The sequence below is a fragment of the Paenibacillus sp. D9 genome (assembly GCF_001188365.1).
Taxonomy (GTDB): domain Bacteria; phylum Bacillota; class Bacilli; order Paenibacillales; family Paenibacillaceae; genus Paenibacillus_O; species Paenibacillus_O humicus.
Map to the genome: position 1 here is coordinate 2,909,992 of NZ_JZEJ01000001.1, position 5,053 is coordinate 2,915,044.

Consider the following 5,053-nt stretch of genomic DNA (forward strand, 5'->3'; position numbering starts at 1 on the left):
CGAGGCGGGCCGCGGCGGAGCCGGCCGCATCGCGCAGCCGCTGAGCGGGCGAGCCGTTCTGCGCGGCGTCTGGCCGCTCAAGTCCTTCCGGCGCTTGCGGGCTCGCGCCTTGCGGGGCAGCCGCCGGGCCGGCCGGGCCGGCAAAACCCGGCGTCGGATCGAACGGAACCCAGCCCGCGCCGCCCAAATACACCTCCACCCAGGCATGCGCGTCGGCGGCGGTGACCTCGTAAACCCGGCTTCCCGCCTCCGCCTCGCTTTGATCCTTGGCCGGACTTCCGGCGGTGTACCCTTTGACCCAGCGTGCCGGGATGCCTTGCGAGCGGAGCATGACCGCCATCGCCGTCGAGAAATGCACGCAATAGCCCGTCTTCTGCACGAACAGGAACTGGTCGGCCAGATCCTGGCCTTCCTTCGGAATGGAAGTGTCCGTCAGCGAGTAGACGTAATGCTCCTTCAAATACCCGCTGACGGCCGCCGCCTGGTCGTACCGGTTCGGGCCAGCCGCGCGGACGATGGACGAGGCCAGATCCTTCACCCGCTTCGGCAGGTTTGCGGGCAGCTGAAGATTCGCCTGGATCTGCTCCTGCAGCCATTCCGCATCGGCGCCCTCCGCCGTCTCCTTGGTCTCCGACTGTGCGCGAAGGACCGAGGCGGAAGTCTCCGGCTTGACCGAGCGCGTCTCGTACTGCATCTCTCCCGAGCCTCCCTGCGGCAAATAAATCGCTTCTGTCATTTTGTCCTTCAGGTAAGAGGAGGCTCCCTTTCCGGCGCCTTCTCCTTGCGCAGCCATCAGCTCGGCGTTCCTGCCCGATACCGGAAGCGGCTGTCCTTCGGCATGCCTTGCAAGCCGCACCGTCTGGGTGATTCCAGCGCTACCGCCTGACTCCGTTCCTTGACCCGATCCGACCGGAACCGATTGGAGCTGCCCGTAATCCTCCCTCCAGCCTCGGCCTTCATAGACGGACTTGGACTCCCCTCTCCAATAGAGCGGGGCGGGGGAAAGCGCCGTGAACACAGGCGTCCTGGCCAGAGCGAGCGGCGCACCCAAGACGGAATCGTCCTGGCTGTAGCCGGAAAAGGCTCCTTGCAGCGTACCGCTTCCGACAACAAGCCGGGATGCGCCCCCTGCGCCCGCAGCCGCTGCGGAGGCGCCTTCCCGAATGCTGTGCTGGACCTCGAGCGCCCAGGACGCCGGGCCGTACAGGCGCGGCTTGCCGCTGGACAGCAGGAGGGCGGCGCCCAGCACGAGCAGGGCGGCGCCCGACGCAGCAGCCCATCCGCCCAGCCGGACATGATGCCCTCCGGATGGGAAGCCCCAAGCCCCGGCCGGAGCGGGCGGAGGCGCTTCGCCCGCCCGACGCCGCAGCCGATGTCCGGTCAGCAGCGCGGAGAGCAGCAGGCCCTCCGCCGCCGCCCGCGCCATGCCCGGCAGCAAGTCGAGGCCCATCCATTGGTAAAGCAGGCCGAGATACAAGCCTGTCAGCACGGTAAGGCCCAGTCCCCATTGGCGGATCCAGACCAGCGTCTGGAGCGCGGACAGCAGCGCCGCGAGTCCCGCAAGCAGCAGGAGCGCCTGCGTCGGAGCGGACAAGCCGGAGATGCCTTGGTCAGCCACGCTGCGGACATCATCCGCAAGTATGCCGGGCAAGCCGCCGATCCAGTTCAGCCAGAGCCGCATGCCTCCGGCCATCCAGCCGGCCCCGCCGATCAGCACGGCCGTCCTCAGCAGCGAAGCCGCCCAGCCCGGCAGCAAAAAAGCGCCTGCAGCCAAAAAAGCTCCCCCGAGAAGCAGCAGGCGCGCCAGCGGAAAGGAACTGTTCCAACCCGGCAGCTGAGCGAGCGGCAGCAGCCACTCCGCCAGCAGTCCAAGCAGCAGCAGGCTGGTGGCAAGGCGCAGCGGCAGGCTCAGCGAATGTCCCGACAGATCGCTGCCCGAAGCGGGAGCAGCGTTATTCCCGCTGCCTCTTGCAGGACGGCCGGAATGAACTCGCGAACTCGTGCTATTCCGCGGCTTTTTTGCGTGATCGGCCGTTCCTGACGCAGGGAAGCCGGTTCCCTCCTTGGAGCTTCCTCCATCCGGTTGTCCCGACTCGCTTCCGGACGGAATGCCGCTTCCTGCCCCAGATGCGGTCAGCCAAGGCAAGCCCGCATGACCGGGCTTGCCGGCCAACGGGGCGGCAGGCATTGCCGCCTTCAAAGTCAGCTCGGGAAGCGCTCCGCCCCTTGCGCTTCTTTGCTTATCATCAGCATGCGAAGGATTTCCGGCTTCGTGTGCTTTTGTTCCTTTCCTTGCTCCCGCTCCTTGCTGTATACCCGCTACATACTGCTTGCCGGCGCCTTTACCTTCCGCCATGGCGGCCGCCCTCCTCTCCCTGATGAAGAACAGGCTTGCCGGCCGGAGAGGAAAACGGCAGCCAGGAGACGCGGTAGCCTCTGGCTTGCGCCCAGCGCATCCGCTCCCTCATGGCGGCGGAAGGCACTGTCTGCAGCATCGGCACCCTGAATTCAAAGCGGCAGCCGGCCGCGCGGGCCGCCTCCGCCGCATGGCTCCATGCTTCTCCGTCCTGCCAGTCCGGCGTCACCATGATCAGGCTGCACCCATGGGGCAGCAGCCTGTCCGAGCGCAGCCGATCGAGCTGTTCCGCCAGCGTGCCCATCGATGCCGGGCTGAGCCTCGCGAGCAGATGCGCCGCCGCCTCGACGGCTCCTTTGCCTTGGCCGCCCGCTCGAACAAGCACTGAGCCTGCCCCGGCCTGCAGCCGGACGGAGCGCCCGCTTCGCCGCTCTTCCAGCATGGCAGCCAGCGCGAGTCCCGCGCTGCGGTCGAGCAGCGCGTCGCCGACGGCGGCTCCCGAACCCAAAAGCACGACGGCGCAGGCTCCCGGACCGGCCTCGTCCGTCTTGATGCGAAGCTCGCGTCCCTTGGCCGCCGCCCGCCAATCGATATGCCGGACGGAGTCTCCCTCCCGGTAAGGCCGTGTGCCTGGACCGGCTCCGCCGGAACGCCGCTCCCGCCGTCCTTCGCCGGGCTCCTCGCCGCCAATTCCGCCTTCCGGCCTATCCGCTCCAGCCGGAGGAAGGCTATTCCGGTCTCCTTCAGGCTGGGGAAGGACGGTGAATTCTCCGCCGCATTCCAGCTTCCGCCGGGAAGCGCCAAGTCCGAACGGCTCGACGGCTGTCACCGTCACGGCCCGGAACCGGTAGCAGCCCCGTCCCAGGTTCGCCGCCTCATACTTCAGCGTCCACTCTTTTTTCAGCCAAGGAAGAGACCAGCCCGCCATCGTCAAAGGCTGCTTGAGTCCCGTCGACTCATTGACCAGCTCCTCCCGGACCTGCAGCATCAGCAGCGGCAGCACCCGGCGCCCCCGAATCACAAGGGTGACCTCCAGCGATCCGTCCTGGCTTCCCGGCGCCAGCAGCCGCTCAGCCCGAAGCCCGCTGCCCGCCATCCATAATCCCGGCAAGGCGGCAAGTCCCAGCACGCCTCCCAGGACGGACGCGGCGAGCCATTCCGCCGCTCCGCCGCGGACAGCTGCTGCGGCCATAGCGGCGGCCGCCAGCATGGCAAGCGCGGCAAGCGCCAGACGGCGCGGCTTGATGGCCGCAGGCAAGCTTGAAGCATCCCGGACTGCGGAGCTTCCCGCTCCGGACGGCGCTTTGACGGTGCTGCCCTGCATACGGCTCCCCGCTCCAGGCTGCGCTTTGGCCGTGCTGCCCTGCATACGGCTCCCCGCTCCAGGCTGCGCTTTGGCCGTGCTGCCCTGCATACGGCTTCCCGCTCCAGGCTGCGCTTTGGCCGTGCTCCCCTGCATACGGCTTCCCGCTCCAGGCTGCGCTTTGGCCGTGCTCCCCTGCACACGGCTCCCCGCTCCAAGCTGCGCTTTGGCGGTGCTGCCCTGCATTTGGCTTCCCGAGCCAAATGCCGCCGCGCCTCCGCCTACCTGCAAGATGCCCCCAGAGCCGGATGCGGCCATGCCCCCACCTCCAGCATCTAAAATTCCTTGAGACGGCATGCTTCCCGCTCCCGGCACCGCCGTGCCGCCTTGCGCCGCAATTCCCATCGCAGCCGAATAACCGGCTCCGTTCATCGTCGGGCTTCCGGCTGCATGCATCTTTCCGCTCCCCATTCCGCCTGCCGGCGGAAGCCCGGCCGCATGCGGTCCGCGCCCTCCCGCACCGCTCCCGGCCGCGCTCACGGCTTCGCCCCCCGGGAACCGGGAACCGGCACGGAGCCCAGAATGCGGAACAGCGCGCCTGCCGCTGCTGCCGGGTCCGGCTGTCCGTATCCGTCCCGGGCGCACAGCCTGTGGGCGAGCACCGCAGCCGCGACGGCCTTAAGATCATCCGGCAGCACGTAATCCCGGCCTGCCGCGTAAGCCATTGCCTGGCCCGCCCGCAGCCAATCCCGCGACGCCCTCGGGCTCGCGCCGAGCGTAAGCTCCGGGGCCATGCGCGTTGCCTGGACGACGCGTACGATATAAGCGAGCAATTCCGGGCTGCAATGCACCGTCCGGCTCTCCTCCGCCATGGCTTGCCACTGCCGCGCGGAGACGACCGGCCGCAGCAGCTCCGGCTGGCGCTGCTCGCCCGCCGCCATCATTTCCAGCATCCGCACCTCGTCCCGGCTATCCGGATAGCCGATCGACAGCCTCATCATGAAGCGGTCCATCTGCGCCTCCGGCAGCGGATGCGTTCCTTCGTCGTCAAGCGGATTCTGGGTGGCGATCAGCAGCCAAGGCTCCGGCAGCCGCCGGGTTGTCCCGTCCACAGTGACGCATCTCTCCTCCATCGCCTCCAGCAGCGCCGACTGCGTTCGAGGCGATGTGCGGTTGATCTCGTCGGCCAGGACGATATTGGCCATGATCGGACCTTCGCGATAGATGAACTCGCCCGCTCTGCCGTCCCATACCGAGCCTCCCGTCACATCGGCCGGCAGCAGGTCCGAAGTGAACTGGATGCGCTGGAAGCGTCCTCCCGTCAGCCGCGCGAGCGCGCGGGCCAGCAGCGTCTTGCCGACTCCCGGCACATCCTCCAGCAAAATATGGCCGCC

At 68.1% G+C, this 5,053-nt stretch carries 3 protein-coding genes; all 3 read right to left on the reverse strand.

Translation table 11 applies throughout. From position 1 onward, the window contains the following. Positions 1-2,356: transglutaminase-like domain-containing protein (locus VE23_RS13305; protein ID WP_049868246.1), on the reverse strand; the 2,356-nt coding region annotated here is incomplete at its 3' end. Beyond that, positions 2,343-4,199: a DUF58 domain-containing protein gene (locus VE23_RS13310; protein ID WP_049868247.1), complete on the reverse strand. Its 1,857-nt coding sequence runs from the start codon at positions 4,197-4,199 to the stop codon at positions 2,343-2,345. The genes VE23_RS13305 and VE23_RS13310, both read right to left, overlap by 14 nt. Next, a partial coding sequence (locus tag VE23_RS13315) for an AAA family ATPase (protein ID WP_232316929.1) occupies positions 4,196-5,053 on the reverse strand: 858 nt, incomplete at its 5' end. The genes VE23_RS13310 and VE23_RS13315, both read right to left, overlap by 4 nt.